General features: G+C 69.3%; 15 protein-coding genes. 2 read left to right on the top strand and 13 right to left on the bottom strand.

Translation table 11 applies throughout. From position 1 onward, the window contains the following. Positions 1-77 precede the first annotated feature (77 nt). From HJD23_RS34580 to HJD23_RS34565, 4 genes are all read right to left on the bottom strand, one after another. Positions 78-449: an FKBP-type peptidyl-prolyl cis-trans isomerase gene (locus HJD23_RS34580; RefSeq protein ID WP_004002537.1), complete on the bottom strand. Its 372-nt coding sequence runs from the start codon at positions 447-449 to the stop codon at positions 78-80. A 61-nt stretch (positions 450-510) separates the two neighbouring features. Then, positions 511-1512 carry an FKBP-type peptidyl-prolyl cis-trans isomerase gene (locus HJD23_RS34575; RefSeq protein WP_171113423.1) on the bottom strand — a complete coding sequence of 334 codons (1002 nt, stop codon included), beginning with the start codon at positions 1510-1512 and terminating at the stop codon, positions 511-513. Between the two features lie 128 nt (positions 1513-1640). Then, positions 1641-3002 carry a Pup--protein ligase gene (gene pafA / locus HJD23_RS34570; protein ID WP_141309247.1) on the bottom strand — a complete coding sequence of 454 codons (1362 nt, stop codon included), beginning with the start codon at positions 3000-3002 and terminating at the stop codon, positions 1641-1643. A gap of 9 nt (positions 3003-3011) precedes the next feature. Beyond that, positions 3012-4271, bottom strand: a complete 1260-nt coding sequence (locus HJD23_RS34565; RefSeq protein ID WP_171113421.1) for an MFS transporter — start codon at positions 4269-4271, stop codon at positions 3012-3014. Between the two features lie 116 nt (positions 4272-4387). Between HJD23_RS34565 and HJD23_RS34560 the strand changes: the two genes are divergently transcribed. After that, the gene (locus HJD23_RS34560) at positions 4388-5398 is read left to right on the top strand and encodes a LacI family DNA-binding transcriptional regulator (RefSeq protein ID WP_171113419.1); all 1011 of its coding nucleotides are present in this window, start codon (positions 4388-4390) and stop codon (positions 5396-5398) included. 65 nt (positions 5399-5463) lie between these two features. On the opposite strand, the gene prcA is transcribed toward HJD23_RS34560, so the two are convergent. The 6 genes from prcA to arc form a co-directional block, all read right to left on the bottom strand. Continuing rightward, the gene (gene prcA, locus HJD23_RS34555; RefSeq protein ID WP_171113417.1) at positions 5464-6213 is read right to left on the bottom strand and encodes a proteasome subunit alpha; all 750 of its coding nucleotides are present in this window, start codon (positions 6211-6213) and stop codon (positions 5464-5466) included. A 60-nt stretch (positions 6214-6273) separates the two neighbouring features. Next, positions 6274-7119 (bottom strand): proteasome subunit beta, encoded by an 846-nt coding sequence (prcB, locus tag HJD23_RS34550; RefSeq protein ID WP_171113415.1) that lies wholly within the window; start codon positions 7117-7119, stop codon positions 6274-6276. Then, positions 7071-7664: an endonuclease VII domain-containing protein gene (locus tag HJD23_RS34545; protein ID WP_171118656.1), complete on the bottom strand. Its 594-nt coding sequence runs from the start codon at positions 7662-7664 to the stop codon at positions 7071-7073. The genes prcB and HJD23_RS34545 overlap by 49 nt, the downstream gene beginning before the upstream one ends. Before the next feature lie 38 nt (positions 7665-7702). Further along, the gene (locus HJD23_RS34540; protein WP_171113413.1) at positions 7703-7921 is read right to left on the bottom strand and encodes a ubiquitin-like protein Pup; all 219 of its coding nucleotides are present in this window, start codon (positions 7919-7921) and stop codon (positions 7703-7705) included. Between the two features lie 181 nt (positions 7922-8102). Beyond that, complete coding sequence (dop, locus tag HJD23_RS34535; RefSeq protein WP_171113411.1) at positions 8103-9614, bottom strand: depupylase/deamidase Dop; 1512 nt, start codon at positions 9612-9614, stop codon at positions 8103-8105. Between the two features lie 228 nt (positions 9615-9842). After that, positions 9843-11609: a proteasome ATPase gene (gene arc / locus HJD23_RS34530; RefSeq protein WP_171113409.1), complete on the bottom strand. Its 1767-nt coding sequence runs from the start codon at positions 11607-11609 to the stop codon at positions 9843-9845. Between the two features lie 244 nt (positions 11610-11853). On the opposite strand from arc, the gene HJD23_RS34525 reads away from it, so the two are divergent. Then, positions 11854-12159 carry a ferredoxin gene (locus tag HJD23_RS34525; RefSeq protein ID WP_171113407.1) on the top strand — a complete coding sequence of 102 codons (306 nt, stop codon included), beginning with the start codon at positions 11854-11856 and terminating at the stop codon, positions 12157-12159. 58 nt (positions 12160-12217) lie between these two features. Here the strand turns inward: HJD23_RS34525 and HJD23_RS34520 are convergent, their stop codons facing one another. The 3 genes from HJD23_RS34520 to HJD23_RS34510 form a co-directional block, all read right to left on the bottom strand. Further along, positions 12218-12787, bottom strand: a complete 570-nt coding sequence (locus HJD23_RS34520; protein ID WP_171113405.1) for a hypothetical protein — start codon at positions 12785-12787, stop codon at positions 12218-12220. Between the two features lie 210 nt (positions 12788-12997). Further along, complete coding sequence (locus HJD23_RS34515) at positions 12998-13900, bottom strand: tRNA (adenine-N1)-methyltransferase (protein ID WP_171113403.1); 903 nt, start codon at positions 13898-13900, stop codon at positions 12998-13000. A gap of 52 nt (positions 13901-13952) precedes the next feature. After that, the gene (locus tag HJD23_RS34510) at positions 13953-15740 is read right to left on the bottom strand and encodes a site-2 protease family protein (protein WP_171113401.1); all 1788 of its coding nucleotides are present in this window, start codon (positions 15738-15740) and stop codon (positions 13953-13955) included. Positions 15741-15772: the final 32 nt, after the last annotated feature.

Raw genomic sequence — 15772 nt, 5'->3', positions numbered from 1 at the left:
CGGGGCCCTGGCAAAAGCCGAGGGCCCATGCCCGAACAGGCATGGGCCCTTGGGTGATCGGCTCCGGTCGGTCCCGCTCAAACGCCGAGCAGGTCGACCACGAAGATCAGCGTCTCGCCGGGCTTGATCGCCGGGGTCGGGCTCTGGTTGCCGTAGGCGAGGTGGGCGGGGATGGTCAGCTGGCGGCGGCCACCGACCTTCATGCCCTGCACGCCCTGGTCCCAGCCCTTGATGACGCGGCCCGCGCCGAGCGGGAAGCGGAACGGCGTGCCGCGGTTCCAGCTGGCGTCGAACTCCTCGCCCGTGCTGAAGGCGACACCGACGTAGTGCACGGTGACCGTCTGGCCCGCCTGCGCCACGGGGCCGTCGCCTTCCCAGATGTCCTTGATCTCGAGGTCCGCCGGGGGCTCGCCGCCCGGGAAGTCGATCTCGGGCTTGTCGATGCTCACGTCTTCAGCTCCTGCATGTCTGTGGATAGGCGAACACACACAGTCTTACATTCCCGAACGATCACATCTTCGCCAGGATGTCGACCGAGAAGACCAGCGTGGAGTCCTTCTCGATGCCGCTGCCCTGCGGCGGATTGTCTCCGTACCCCAGCTCCGGCGGGATGACGACCAGCACGCGGCTGCCGACCTTCTTGCCGGTCAGGCCCTGCGCCCAGCCCTTGACGACCTGCTGCAGGGAGAACGACGTCAGCGCCTTGCGGCTGTACGACGAGTCGAACTCCTTGCCGGTGTCCCACAGCACGCCCTTGTACTGCACCAGCACGGTGCTGTCGGCGCCGACCTCCTCGCCGTCGCCCTCGATGACGTAGTTCGCCACCAGCTCGGTCGGCGCGTCGGCCTTGGGGATCTCGATGGAGGGCGCCTTGCCGTCGGTGTTGGTGCCGACCTTGGGCAGGTCCACGCTGTCCTGCGCGACGTCGGTGCCCTTGGCGGAGCTGCGGGCGTTGTACGTGTCCTGGACGTCGACGACGAAGACGAGCGTGTCGGTGCCCTTGATGCCCGCCTGGGCGTTGCCCTGCTCGCCGTACCCCCAGGTGGGCGGCACGGCCATCGCGACTCGGCTGCCGGTCTTCTTGCCGGTCAGGCCATAGCGCCAGCCGTCGATGATGCCGCCCTGGGCGAGCTGGATGAGCAGCGGCGTCTTGCGGTCGTAGGAGTTGTCGAAGACCTTCGCGCTGTCCCAGATCTGGCCCAGGTAGTGGGCCACGATGTAGTCGTTCTCCGCGACCGTACGGCCGCCGCCCGCGATCAGGGTCTTCACGGCGAGATCCTTCGACGGATCGCCGCTGCCCTTGGCCACCGTGGGCTTCTCGCCGAACTTCGTGCCCGCGGTGATCGCCGGCAGCGGGCCGTCGACGATCTTCGGCGTCGGCGCGGCGGAGGTCGCCGGGGCCGAGGGCGACGCGGTGTCGCTGGCCTTGCCGGAGTCGGACCCTTCGTCGCCGCATGCGGCGAGCGTGACCAGTCCAGCGGGAACGGCGATGAGGAGTGAGCGTCGGCGCACGGTGGGGGCCTCGTAATCGGTCGATCTTGTTGATTGGCGTGCGCGCAACTCTACGGCGTGAGAAGGGCGCCGTACGGGTAACGTACGGCGCCCGTGTTGCGTTCCGCGATGGCCGCGAAACATTTCGCTCACATACCGGCGATCAGCTTCTCCACCCGGTCGTCCACCGAACGGAACGGGTCCTTGCACAGGACCGTGCGCTGGGCCTGGTCATTGAGCTTGAGGTGGACCCAGTCGACGGTGAAGTCCCGGCGCTGTTCCTGCGCCCGCCGGATGAAGTCGCCGCGCAGCCGGGCCCGAGTGGTCTGCGGCGGAACCGACTTGCCCTCGAAGATCTTCAAGTCGTTGCAGATCCGGGCGGCTTGGCCCTTCTTCTCCAGCAGGTAGTACAGGCCACGACGGCGGTGGATGTCGTGGTAGGCGAGGTCTATCTGCGCGACCCGCGGATGCGACATGGTCATATTGTGCTTGGCCCGGTACCGCTCCAGGAGCTTGTACTTCATGACCCAGTCGATCTCGGTGCCGATCCGGTCCAGGTCCTCGGCCTCGATCGCCTCCAGCGTACGGCCCCACAGCTCCAGCACCTGCTCTACGGTGCCGGTGCGGATGCCGCGCCGCTCGCAGAAGTCGACGGCCTTCTCGTAGTACTCGCGCTGCACCTCCAGCGCCGAGGCCTCCCGGCCACTGGCCAGGCGCACCTTGCGCCGGCCCGTTATGTCGTGGCTGACCTCGCGGATCGCGCGGATCGGGTTCTCCAGGGTGAGGTCGCGCATCACCGTGCCCGCCTCGATCATGCGCAGCACCAGGTCGGTGGCGCCGACCTTGAGCAGCATGGTCGTCTCGGACATGTTCGAATCGCCCACGATGACGTGCAGGCGGCGGTAGCGTTCGGCGTCCGCGTGCGGTTCGTCGCGCGTGTTGATGATCGGCCGGGAACGGGTCGTCGCCGAGGAGACGCCCTCCCAGATGTGCTCGGCGCGCTGGCTGACGCAGTACACGGCGCCGCGCGGGGTCTGCAGCACCTTGCCGGCGCCGCACAGCAGCTGCCGGGTGACGAGGAACGGAATCAGGATGTCCGCGAGGCGGGAGAACTCTCCGTGCCGGGCCACCAGATAGTTCTCGTGGCATCCGTAGGAGTTGCCGGCGGAGTCGGTGTTGTTCTTGAAGAGGTAGACGTCGCCCGCGATTCCCTCCTCGTGCAGGCGTCGCTCCGCGTCCACCAGGAGGCCTTCGAGAATGCGCTCGCCGGCCTTGTCGTGGGTGACCAGCTCGATCACGTTGTCACATTCGGGTGTCGCGTATTCCGGGTGGGAGCCCACATCGAGATACAGGCGGGCGCCGTTCCGCAGAAACACATTGCTGCTGCGGCCCCATGACACGACACGGCGGAAGAGGTACCGCGCCACCTCGTCAGGCGACAGACGGCGCTGTCCCCTGAACGTGCACGTGACGCCGTACTCGTTCTCCAGCCCGAAAATGCGGCGGTCCATGACTGAACATTACGCCCGATCCCCTGAACTGAAACGGGGTTCGGCAGCACGATTTGGATCATTTTCCGATGAAGCCGCAACAACCGCCGTCCTGGCGGGAGCTGCGAGTACCCGCCCCGTGGCCAGCAGAACCACCAGCGACACGGCCCCCGCCGCGCCGGGCACAGCGAAGCCCCACAACGCCCCGCCCCACTCGACGACCGGCCCCGTCAGCCCCGTTCCGACCGAGGCACCCACGGTGAACGTCGTCACAAGCCAGGAGAACGCCTCCGTGACGGTCCCTCGCGGAGCGTGCCGGTCGACGATGACGAACGCGCACGCGATGGCGGGCGCGAGGAAGACCCCGGCCAGCGCGGCCAGCGCCGTCATCGCGACAGGACCCGGCATCAGCATCAGCGGCAGGTAACACACCGCCAGAAGCCCGACCAGCACCCGCAGTCGCCGCTCGGGAGCACCGGCCCACTGCCGCGCCCCGTAGCCGACCCCGCCGACCAGCGCGCCGAGCCCCACGGCCGCCATCAGCCAGCCGTACACCGCCTCACCGCCCCGGTCGTCCGCGTACGACACGGCGGCGACCGTGATGGAGCCGAGCGCCACGCCCACGAACAGGAACGCCGCCAGCAGCGCCAGCAGCCCCGGCGAGCGCAGCGCGCCCAGCCAGTGCGCCTCACGCGGCGCCGACCGCCACGCACGCGAGGGCGGCGACACCACCACCGAGAGCGCGCCGAGGACCCCGACGACGTTCAGCACCAGCAGCGCGGCCTGCGCCGACCACAGCGCCGCGCACAGCGTCACCAGCAGCGGCCCCACCGTGAACATCACTTCCTGCGCCACCGCGTCCATGGCGTACGCCGTGTGCACCTGGTCCTCCCGGCGCAGCACCGACGACCACAGCGCGCGCAGCCCGCCCTCCAGGGGCGGTGTGAAGAGCCCGGCGGCGCCGACGGCGACGTAGGACAGCGGCAGCGCCTCGGTGCCACTGAAGGCGAAGACGGCCATGGCGAGCGCCGACAGCAACGCGGCGGGCAGCTGGATCCGCGGCTGCCCGTACAGGTCGACCAGCCGTCCGAGCAGCGGCTGACCCACCGCGTTGGCGACCCCGTACACGGCCGCCAGGGCCCCGGCCAGGCTGTACGAGCCGCCCTCCGCGCGGATGAACAGCACGATTGCGATCGCGGCGGTGGCGTTGGGCAGCCGCCCCACGAGCGTGCCGGCCAGCAGCCTCGTGGCGTGTTTCGCCCTGAGGATCTCCCCGTATCCCGCGGCCATGTCCCACCCCTCCGCCGAAAGTTTTACGTATAACGTCCACTGTCATACGTACCATGAGCGCTGTTCACCCGTCCAGGCGGAGCCCGGACCACATCCCGACGAAGGAGCATGGCCGAGTGGCACGAACCGGCACCCGCCCCACCAGCCGGGACGTCGCCGAGGCCGCTGGGGTCTCCCAGGCCGCCGTCTCACTCGTGCTCGGCGAGAAATGGCGCGGCCGCGTCTCTGAGGCGACCGCCCAGCGGGTCCGCGAGGCCGCCCGCGACCTCGGCTACCGGCCCAACCTGGCCGCCCGCAACCTCCGCCTCGGCCACACCCGCACCGTCCTGCTGGTCGTCCCCGCCCTCACCACGGAATTCTTCGCCGGCGTCTACACCGGAGCCGCCCGCGTCGCCGCCGAACACGGCTTCGGCGTCGTCCTCTACCCCTCCCCCGAGGGCATCGGCCCCGCCCGCGACCCCTTCGCGTCCGCCCAGGCCGCCCTCGACGGCGTCATCGCCTCCTCCATGGCCGCCGACGCCCTCACCGCCATCCGCGGCGACCAGCTCCCCCTGGTCATGCTCGACAGCGACCCGGCAGGCAACCTGGGCGCCGCCACCGTCAACCTCGACATCGCCGACGGCATCCGCCAGGTCGCCGAACATCTGCTGGGCCTCGGCCACCGCCACTTCCTGCACCTCGCGGCCGACGTGCCCTCCTGGACCTTCGAAGTACGCGCCCGGGAACTCGCCGCACGCGTGAGCGCCGTCCCCGGCACGACCGTGCACACCGCCCGCGCGCCCATCGCCATCGAAGACGCCCTCACCGCCGCCGAGACCGCACTCCGGCGCCACCGCGCCACCGCGGTCGTCTGCGACGACGACAAACTGGCAGCCGGCGCCTACAAGGCCGTCCGGCGCCTCGGCCTGCGCATCCCCGACGACATCTCCGTCACCGGCCTCGACGACCTCGCCCTGGCCACCGCCATCGACCCGGAGCTGACGACCGTACGCCTGGACGCCGAACTGTTCGGGGAACGCGGGATGCGGGCCCTGCTGGCCGTCCTGGAGGGCCGGGAACCCGACGGCGGGGACATCCCGGTCGAACTGGTCGTACGGGCCTCCACGGCACCACCACCGGCCCTCTGAACGCCGGAAGCCCCGGCCGTCGACGACCAGGGCATCCGAAACGGGATGAGGTGGAGCCGGGGAGCCTACTCGTCCTCGGCGGACTCGTCCTCGGCCTCCGCGGCGGACGACGCACCGCCCGCCTCCAGCAGGCGAGCCAGCTGACGACCGGTGATCCGCCTGAACTTGCGCTTCTGCGGACGCGTCCGGTCCAGCACCGCCACCTCCAGCCGCTCGGCGGGAATCTCCCGCTGGGTGCCGTTGGTGTCACGGGACAGAGCCTGCACGGCCAGCTTCAACGCCTCGGCGAGCGTCATACCGTCCTGGTGGCGCTGGTCCAGATAGCTGCTGATCTGCTCGGCGTTGCCGCCCACCGCGACCGACCCGTGCTCGTCCACGATCGAACCGTCGTGCGGCAGCCGGTAGATCTGGTCACCCTCGGGCGTCTCCCCCACCTCGGCGACGACCAGCTCCACCTCGTACGGCTTCTCGGCCGCGCTGGAGAAGATCGTGCCCAGCGTCTGGGCGTAGACGTTGGCCAGGCCACGCGCGGTCACGTCGTCGCGGTCGTAGGTGTAACCACGCAGGTCGGCGTAGCGCACGCCACCGATGCGCAGATTCTCGTACTCGTTGTACTTACCGGCCGCCGCGAACGCGATCCGGTCATAGATCTCGCTGAACTTGTGCAGCGCGCGGGACGGGTTCTCACCGACGAACACAATGCCGTCGGCGTACTGCAGCACGACCAGGCTGCGGCCCCGGGCGATGCCCTTGCGGGCGTACTCCGCCCGGTCGGCCATGGCCTGCTGAGGTGAGACATAGAACGGCGTCGACACCGGTTATCCGTCCCTTTCTGTGGAAGTCACTCGATCACCTTCAACAAGTGCAGCCGCCGGTCACAGCAGCGCGGCCCGCGGGCCGTCCGGCTGCTCAAGCCGCCGCTCAAGGATCGAGCGGGCGATCTCGGAGGCCTCGTCCTCGGTGAGCCGACGGAAACCGTCCTCGGTGATCACGGTGACGATCGGGTAGATCCGGCGGGCGACATCGGGACCACCGGTCGCCGAGTCGTCGTCTGCCGCGTCGTACAGAGCCTGCACCACGAGCGTCGTGGCCTGCTCCTCGGTCAGGTCCTCACGGAAGAGCTTCTTCATGGCGCCGCGCGCGAAGATCGAGCCGGAGCCCGTGGCCGCGAAGCCCGTCTCCTCGGAGCGGCCGCCCGTCACGTCGTAGGAGAAGATGCGGCCCTTGTCGCGGTCGATGTCGTATCCGGCGAAGAGGGGCACCACGGCCAGGCCCTGCATGGCCATGCCGAGGTTGGAGCGGATCATCGTCGACAGCCGGTTCGCCTTGCCCTCCAGGGACAGCTGGGTGCCCTCGACCTTCTCGAAGTGCTCCAGCTCCAGCTGGAAGAGCTTGACCATCTCGACGGCCAGACCGGCGGTGCCGGCGATGCCGACGGCCGAGTACTCGTCGGCGGGGAAGACCTTCTCAATGTCGCGCTGGGCGATCACGTTACCCATGGTGGCCCGCCGGTCACCGGCGAGCACCACGCCACCCGGGAACGTCACGGCCACGATCGTGGTGCCGTGCGGCGCCTCGATCACGCCCTGGGTGGGCGGCAGTTGCCGGTTGCCGGGCAGCAGCTCCGGCTGGTGCTCGGACAGGAAGTCCATGAACGAGGAGGACCCAGGCGTCAGGAAGGCAGCTGGTAGACGCCCGGTGCTACGAGTGTTGGCTTCCACGCGATTCCTTCCAAGTAAGCGGCGGCCCGGCGGACGGCGTCGGGATCGTCTCCCAACTTGCCGATGGCCGAGTTGCAGTTGAAGCACAGTACGCCACGGACCCTACCCGTCTTGTGGCAGTGATCCACATGCACGGGCGGGGCCTTCAGGCAGATCACGCAGAGCCCCTTCTGAGAGGCGACCAGCTCGTCACGCTCGGCTTCGGTGAGGCCGTAGTGGCGCTTCAGGTGTCCGGCACGGCCCTTCACCGCTTTGCATGCCTTGCAGAGAGTCGCGAGACCGTCTGATGCGCTGCGATTCCGCGTCCACTCGCTGTGAGGTTTGATCTCGCCGCACGTACGGCAGTACTTGTGTCCCGGGGGCACATCTACCCTCGGCCGAACGTTGCGTCCCTTGGCCAGCTGCCGTTCCTGGTGGTACGCGGCCGCGTACTCCCGACAATAGGCCTGCAGCCCGTCACGCATCGCCTTGTTTCGCGCGAACGCTGCCCGCGGCTTGTGCTGCTTGCACCGCGAGCAGCGCTTCACGCCTTCTTCGCTTGACAACTCCAGCCCCCGTTCCACCTTCAATTCGAAGGAAGAACCTACTCTCCGCCCTTCTGAACGAAGGAGCGCACGAAGTCCTCTGCGTTCTCCTCGAGCACATCATCGATTTCGTCCAGGACGGAGTCCACGTCGTCGCTCAGCTTCTCGTGCCGCTCCTTGAGGTCCTCCGCAGCCTGCGCCTCTGCCGCCTGCTCCTCGACCTCCTCCGTGGAGCGCGTCGCCTTCTGCTGTCCGCCGCCGGTGTCCTTGGTCGCCATAACCCTCACCCCGCTCGGTTCGCCCGACATCTTCGGCATCGCTGCCGATCGGTCATGATCAGACCCTACAAGCCGGGTCTGACAATGGCCCCGCAGTTTCTCCAACGTACGGGGGCCACCTCGATGATTCCCGGGCGCCGGGATTTCCACCCTGCGCGCCCGGCCTCGCCCGGGTACCCGCTCAGCCGCCGCTCAGGACCCTGACCAGGTCTTCCGCGGTACGGCAGCGGTCCAGGAGCTCCTTGACGTGATTACGCGTTCCGCGAAGCGGTTCCAGGGTTGGGACGCGCTGGAGCGAGTCCCGGCCCGGGAGGTCGAAGATCACCGAGTCCCAGGAGGCCGCGGCCACGTCGTCGGCGTACTGCTCCAGGCAGCGCCCGCGGAAGTAGGCACGCGTGTCCTCCGGCGGCTTGGACTTCGCCCGCTCGACGTTCTCCTCGGTCAGCAGCCGCTTCATCCGGCCGCGGGAGACCAGGCGGTTGTACAGGCCCTTGTCGGGGCGTACGTCCGCGTACTGGAGGTCGACCAGGTGCAGCCGGGCGGCGTCCCAGTCGAGGCCGTCGCGGCGCCGGTAGCCCTCCATCAGCTCGCGCTTGGCGACCCAGTCCAGCTCGCCGGCCAGGCTCATCGGGTCGTGTTCCAGGCGGTTGAGGGTGTCCTCCCAGCGTTGCAGGACGTCCTTGGTCTGTTCGTCGGCGTCGGCTCCGAAGCGCTCCTCGACGTACTTGCGGGACAGCTCGTAGTACTCCATCTGGAGCTGGACCGCGGTGAGGGTCCGGCCGCTGCGGAGGGTGATCAGGCGCTTGAGCGTCGGGTCGTGGGAGACCTGGTGGAGGGTGCGGACCGGCTGGTCCACCGCCAGGTCCACCGCGATGAAACCGTCCTCGATCATGGACAGGACCAGGGAGGTCGTGCCCAGTTTGAGGTAGGTGGAGATCTCGGAGAGGTTCGCGTCGCCGATGATCACGTGCAGCCGGCGGTACTTCTCGGCGTCGGCGTGCGGCTCGTCGCGGGTGTTGATGATCGGGCGCTTGAGCGTCGTCTCCAGGCCGACCTCGACCTCGAAGTAGTCGGCGCGCTGGCTGAGCTGGAAGCCGTGTTCGTGCCCGTCCTGGCCGATGCCGACGCGGCCCGCTCCGGCGAAGACCTGGCGGGAGACGAAGAAGGGCGTGAGGTGGCGCACGATGTCCGAGAAGGGGGTTTCCCGCTTCATCAGGTAGTTCTCGTGCGTGCCGTAGGAGGCGCCCTTGTTGTCGGTGTTGTTCTTGTAGAGGTGGATCGGCTGGGCGCCGGGCAGCTGGGCGGCTCGCTCGGCGGCCTCGGCCATGATTCGCTCGCCGGCCTTGTCCCAGAGGACGGCGTCGCGGGGGTTGGTGACCTCGGGGGCGCTGTACTCGGGGTGGGCGTGGTCGACGTAGAGTCGGGCGCCGTTGGTCAGGATGACGTTGGCGAGGCCGATGTCCTCGTCGGTGAGCTGGCTGGCGTCGGCGGCTTCGCGGGCGAGGTCGAAGCCTCGGGCGTCCCGCAGGGGGTTCTCCTCCTCGAAGTCCCAGCGGGCCCGGCGGGCCCGGTGCATCGCCGCCGCGTAGGCGTTGACGATCTGGGACGAGGTGAGCATGGCATTGGCGTTCGGGTGGCCGGGGACGGAGATCCCGTACTCCGTCTCGATGCCCATTACTCGCCGTACGGTCATGCGGCCCTCCTTGCCCGGCGGCGGCCTCGGTCGTGGACACCGCTCAGATACCGCTGGCGCTCGGTTGCGTGTGCGGTGCCCGTCCCCGCACTGCGCGACTCGGCGGTACGGAAGAGCCTAGAACGCCTTTGCGCTGGTGGGGAGATCATTTGCTTACCTCGCGAGCGTACGCCTGAAAAGCAGTCGGCTGCGGGTACCCGGTGGGGGCACCCGCAGCCGCCCTGCCTTTTACAGGTACTGACCGGTGTTCGCCACCGTGTCGATGGAGCGTCCGGTGTCCGCGCCCTGCTTTCCGGTGATGAGCGTACGGATGTAGACGATCCGTTCGCCCTTCTTGCCGGAGATGCGGGCCCAGTCGTCCGGGTTGGTGGTGTTGGGCAGGTCTTCGTTCTCCTTGAACTCGTCCACGCAGGCCTGGAGGAGGTGGGAGACGCGCAGGCCCTTCTGGTTGTGCTCCAGGAAGTCCTTGATCGCCATTTTCTTGGCGCGGCCGACGATGTTCTCGATCATGGCGCCGGAGTTGAAGTCCTTGAAGTAGAGGACTTCCTTGTCGCCGTTGGCGTAGGTCACCTCAAGGAAGCGGTTCTCCTCGGTTTCGGCGTACATGTGTTCGACGGCAGTCTGGATCATGCTCTGGACTGTCATGGACTTGTCGCCGCCGTGCTCGGTGAGATCGTCGGCGTGCAGCGGGAGGCGCTCGGTGAGGTACTTGCCGAAGATGTCCTTGGCCGCCTCGGCGTCCGGACGCTCGATCTTGATCTTCACGTCGAGCCGGCCGGGGCGCAGGATCGCGGGGTCGATCATGTCCTCACGGTTGGAGGCACCGATCACGACCACGTTCTGCAGGCCCTCCACGCCGTCGATCTCGGCGAGCAGCTGCGGGACGATGGTGTTCTCCACGTCCGAGCTGACGCCGGAGCCGCGGGTGCGGAAGAGGGACTCCATCTCGTCGAAGAAGACGATGACGGGGGTGCCCTCGCTGGCCTTCTCCCGGGCTCGCTGGAAGACGAGGCGGATCTGCCGCTCCGTCTCACCGACGTACTTGTTCAGCAGCTCGGGGCCCTTGATGTTGAGGAAGAAGCTCTTGCCGGCGGCCTGGCCGGTGACCTCGGCGACCTTCTTGGCCAGCGAGTTGGCGACGGCCTTGGCGATGAGCGTCTTGCCGCATCCGGGCGGTCCGTAGAGCAGGACGCCCTTGGGCGGGCGCAGTTCGTGCTCCTTGAACAGGTCCGGGTAGAGGTACGGGAGCTCGACGGCGTCCCGGATGGCCTCGATCTGGTTGCCGAGGCCGCCGATGGCCTCGTAGCCGATGTCGGGGACCTCTTCGAGGACGAGCTCCTCGACCTCGCTCTTGGGCACGACCTCGTAGACGTAGCCGGAGCGGGGTTCGAGCAGCAGGGCGTCGCCGGGGCGGATGGTGACGTCCAGCAGCGGCTCGGCGAGCCGTACCACCCGTTCCTCGTCGGTGTGCCCGAGCACCAGGGCGCGTTCGCCGTCCTCGAGGATCTCCTTGAGGGTGACGATGTCCCCGACGCGCTCGAACTCCATGGCTTCGACCACGTTGAGCGCTTCGTTGAGCATCAGTTCCTGGCCGCGCCGCAGGTCGTCGAGTTCGACACTGGGGCTGACGTTCACGCGGAGCTTGCGGCCCCCCGTGAAGATGTCGGCTGTGCCGTCCTCGTTCGCCTGCAGGAAGACACCGAAGCCGGCCGGTGGCTGTGCGAGCCGGTCGACCTCTTCCTTGAGGGCCACGATCTGGTCGCGGGCCTCACGGAGCGTGTTGGCGAGTCGCTCGTTCTGTGCGGACACGCCGGCCAGGTTGGTCTGCAGCTCGACGATCCGCTCTTCGAGAATCCTCGTGTGTCGCGGAGAGTCGGCGAGCTTGCGTCGCAGGACGGCGATCTCCTGCTCAAGGTAGGCGATCTGCCCGGCCGGGTCGTCGGACCCGCGTCCCGGGCGGATGCCGCGGTTCATGTCGTCGTCGTGGGCTGCCACGGTCCTCACCTCCTCCAAGGGGAGCTGGACGCTTCCAGACCCTACCTGGGTGGGTGTCGATTGAAACCCCTAGATCACAAAGACTGTCGGGGTGTGTCCGATCTTCACCCTTGCGCTCTCCCTCACGCCAGGGGAATACCCAGCGAACGCGAGACGAAAGCGAGCGGAGGTAGAGTCGAAGCGTTCAACACCCGTCAGAGCTGGCCGGATTCCCGTACGGCCGGGCGGGCAAACGGCAGGAGAGGTGACCGTGCAGCAGGAGGCCGGAGTCGACGGCGAGGCACTGGAGGTCTGGATCGATCAGGATCTCTGTACCGGCGACGGCATCTGCGCCCAGTATGCGCCTGAGGTGTTCGAGCTGGACATCGACGGTCTGGCCTATGTGAAGAGCGGGGACGACGAGTTGTTGCAGGCCAAGGGAGCCACAACGCCCGTACCGCTGCCGCTCCTCACGGATGTGGTCGACTCGGCGAAGGAGTGTCCGGGCGAGTGCATCCACGTACGTCGAGTTTCGGACAGGGTCGAAGTCTATGGTCCGGACGCAGAGTGACCGGATCCTTACGGTTAGTTACGACTGTCTGATTTCTCACACGCGCGGGTTGCGTGCTTCACACGCTCCGGGCGTCGGCGGGTGACGAGCGGACGAACGCACCGTTGTTCCACCGCCACTTCGCGTCCTCCTCCAGGTCCGGGCAGCAGGTCGGGACGTCGGAGGAGGAATAGCCGAGCAGGGTCGCGAGGACGGCGCCGTCCCGGACGGCGAAGTCACTGATGGTGAACCGGTCCTTGGGGTCGACGAGCGTGGCCACCACCCGGGGCCTGGTCGAGTCGTCGCCCTGGGTGAGGACGTAGACGCCGTCGGGTGGCGTGCTGATGCCGGCGTCGCAGTGCACGACGGCGACCGTCTCCGGCCGCCCGTCGCCGTCGAGGTCTCCGGACGCCCTCTTGTCCACCACGGCCTGCACGGGCCCGCATTCAAGGGGGAAGTCGACGCCGTCGGTGGCGGGCGGCGCGGCGGCCGGCCGGGGCTCGCGGCCCGGCGTCTGGGCGGCGGTCGCCGTGTCCGGCTGCAGCAGGGAGGACAGGGCGACGACACCGGCGACGGCCGTCGCGGTGGCGACCCAGTGGATGGGGCGGGGGTGCGCGTGTGCCAGTTCCGGAACGGCGGATTGCTGCACTAGGAGTGTCTCCTGTGAGGGCTGTGCCGGTGGGGGTGGCCAGCATGGTGCCACACGTCACAGGGTTGGGGAACGGCGGGGTCGGCCCTGGTGAGGAAGGCGTCTGGCGGTACGTCAACGCAGCGGCGCCGTGGCCGAGTTCCGGGCGTTGTGCGGGAACTCGGCCACGGCGCCGTGACGTTGTACGTGGGTTCTACGGCACAGGGCCCCTCAGCGGCCGATGCCTCCGTCGGCGTTGGGGCCGGAGTAGTCCTCGCCGTAGGCGCCCTTGGCGGGGCGGCGGCGGCGCATGGGCGGCTCGACGCCGTCGGCGAGGCGGCGGGCGGTGAGGAGGAAGCCGGTGTGGCCGATCATCCGGTGGTCCGGGCGGACGGCCAGACCCTCGATGTGCCAGTTGCGGATCATCGTCTCCCAGGCGGTCGGCTCGTTGAAGCAGCCGATCTCGCGGATGGACTCGACGGTCCGGGCGAGCTGGGTGGTGGTCGCGACGTAGCAGCACAGGATGCCGCCGGGCACGAGCGCCTTGGAGACGGCCTCCAGGCACTCCCAGGGGGCGAGCATGTCGAGGATGACGCGGTCGACGTCGGTGTCCGAGAGGTTGTCCTGAAGGTCGCCGACGGTGAGCTGCCAGGCGGGGTGCGGGCCGCCGAAGTAGCGCTCCACGTTGGCCTGGGCGATCTCGGCGAAGTCCGCGCGGCGCTCGTAGCTGTGCAGCATGCCCTGGTCGCCGATGGCGCGCAGCAGGAAGCTGCTGAGCGAGCCGGAGCCGACGCCGGCCTCCACGACGCGTGCGCCGGGGAAGATGTCGGCGAAGGCGAGGATCTGCCCCGCGTCCTTCGGGTAGACGACGGCTGCCCCGCGGGGCATGGACAGGACGTAGTCGGGGAGCAGGGGGCGCAGCGCGAGGTAGGCGACGTTTCCGGTGGTGCGGACAACGCTGCCCTCGGGAGCGCCGATCAGTTCGTCGTGCGGGAAGGAACCCTTGTGGGTGTGGAAGTTCTTCCCGGCCTCGAGCGTGAACGTGTAGTGGCGGCCCTTGGGGTCGGTCAGCTGTACCTGGTCCCCGACCTTGAAGGGCCCGCGCCTGCGGGCGGCACCGGTCGGTTCGGACATGTGACCAGCCTACCGGCGTTTGTGAGGGCCGCGGACCACTGGGTGGGGCCCCTCAGGAGGGCCGGGCCATGGCCTTCACGAAGGCGCGTTCGACGTCGGCGGCGGACAGGACGCCGTAGATCGCGCCGGTCTCCTCGACCACCAGGTACTCGGTCGCGGGTGTGGCCCGGAGCACTTCCAGGAGGTCCTCGCCGGCCAGCTCGGCGGAGACGCGCATGCCGTCGGTGAGCTCCTGGGCGAGACCGCTGACCGCGACCCAGGGGCGGCGGTGTTCGGGTACGCCGACGATGGCGGCCTCGCGGACCAGTGACAGGGGGTTGCCCTCGGCGTCGACGACGACCAGGGCGCGGGCGCCGGCCGCGTTGGCGCGGCGCAGGGCCTCCGAGAGGGGGGTGTCGCTCTGTACCGGGACGGCACGGCGGGTGAGGGTGCGGGCACGCAGTTCGGGGAGGTGTTCGCGCAGCCGGGCGACGCGCAGGCTGTTGCCGGCGCCGGTCCAGATGATCGCGGCGAGGATGGCGGCGAGCAGGGCGTCCATGACGGTGTCCATGCCGACGTTGTCCGTGGCGTCCCTGCCGAGCGCGCCGGACTGGGTGAGCAGCGGGAGCCCGATCAGGACGGAGACGGCGAGGGCGCGGCCGACCCAGGCGGCGGCGACCGTGCCGCTCATCGGCTTGCCGGTGATCTTCCAGACGACGGCGCGGAGCATGCGGCCGCCGTCGAGGGGAAGGCCGGGCAGGAGGTTGAAGACGGCCACGATGAGGTTGGAGATCATCAGGCCGGCCAGCAGGACGCCGGGGACCGTCCCGGGCTCGACGGGCTGCATGGCGAGGTAGAACAGGCCGGCGAGCACGAGAGAGAGCAGCGGGCCGACGAACGCGAGGACGAACTCGCGGCCCGGCGTCTCGGCCTCCTTCTCGATCTCGGAGACCCCCCCGAAGAACTGCAGCTGGATACGGCGGACCGGGAGCTTGTAGCGCAGGGCGGCCACGGTGTGGGCCAGCTCGTGCACGAGGACCGAGGCGTAGAAGGCGACGGCGAAGAAGAGGGAGACCAGGTAGCGGGCGGCGCCCAGCTCGGGCAGCACACGCTCCAGCTGCCCGCCGAACACCCAGGTGATCAGCGCGGCGACGAGGAACCAGCTGGGGGCGACGTACACCGGCACACCGAAGGGCCGCCCCATCAGCAGCCCGCCGCGCGGCTCCGGGGGGCGCTGGGGGGTGGTGCCCTTGTCGGGGGTGGAGTGGGCGAGGGTGCGGTGGGACGGGTGGGAGGTGGGGGCCTGCTGCTGAAGGTGGGCGGGCGGGCGCTGGTCACCGCTCGGCGGTTCATCGTCAGCGCGTCCGCTCGGCCGCTCACCGCCCCCGAGTCCGTCGCCGCGGCCGCCACCGGCCCGCTCACCATCGCCGAATCCCTCACGGGAAGCGCGCGGCCGCTCACCGTCCCCGAGCCCCTCACGGCCGCCGCCGGGCCGCTCGGCGTCGCCGGGTTCGCTCGGCCGCTCACTGCCGACGTGCGGTCCCAGGGCCCCGTCCGGCTGCTCGCTTCGGCCGTGTCCGTCCGGGTTCCCGGTCGGCTGCTCGTCGTTGCCGCGTTCGCCCGGGACCCCGTCCGGCTGCTCACCGCGGGCTCCACGGGCAGGGTCCGGCTCGGGGGCGGGCACATCGGCGGGTACGCGGTCCGGGAGCGGTGACTCGGCCCCGGGGTGTGCGGCGGGGTCTGTCGGCCGGGGCGGGTCCGGGCGTGCGGGGTTCGTGGTCGGGGTCGTACGGCCTGGTTGGTGGCGGTCCGCCTCGTCGGTGCCCGGCCGCGGCTGTCCGCTCCCGCCGCTCTCGTCCACGGTGTCCCCTCGTTCGAAGCGTCTCCCGCGCC

Source organism: Streptomyces sp. Z423-1 (assembly GCF_013009255.1).
Taxonomy (GTDB): Bacteria; Actinomycetota; Actinomycetes; order Streptomycetales; family Streptomycetaceae; genus Streptomyces; species Streptomyces gossypiisoli.
Note: the sequence above shows the minus strand (reverse complement) of the source record. Positions and strands in the feature narration are given on the sequence as shown.

Coding starts and splice junctions, on each gene's coding strand:
- pafA (WP_141309247.1), bottom strand. CDS start 3,002: ATGGACCGCCGCATTTTCGGGCTGGAGAACGAGTACGGCGTCACGTGC.
- HJD23_RS34565 (WP_171113421.1), bottom strand. CDS start 4,271: ATGGCCGCGGGATACGGGGAGATCCTCAGGGCGAAACACGCCACGAGG.
- HJD23_RS34540 (WP_171113413.1), bottom strand. CDS start 7,921: ATGGCGACCAAGGACACCGGCGGCGGACAGCAGAAGGCGACGCGCTCC.
- dop (WP_171113411.1), bottom strand. CDS start 9,614: ATGACCGTACGGCGAGTAATGGGCATCGAGACGGAGTACGGGATCTCC.
- HJD23_RS34515 (WP_171113403.1), bottom strand. CDS start 13,900: ATGTCCGAACCGACCGGTGCCGCCCGCAGGCGCGGGCCCTTCAAGGTC.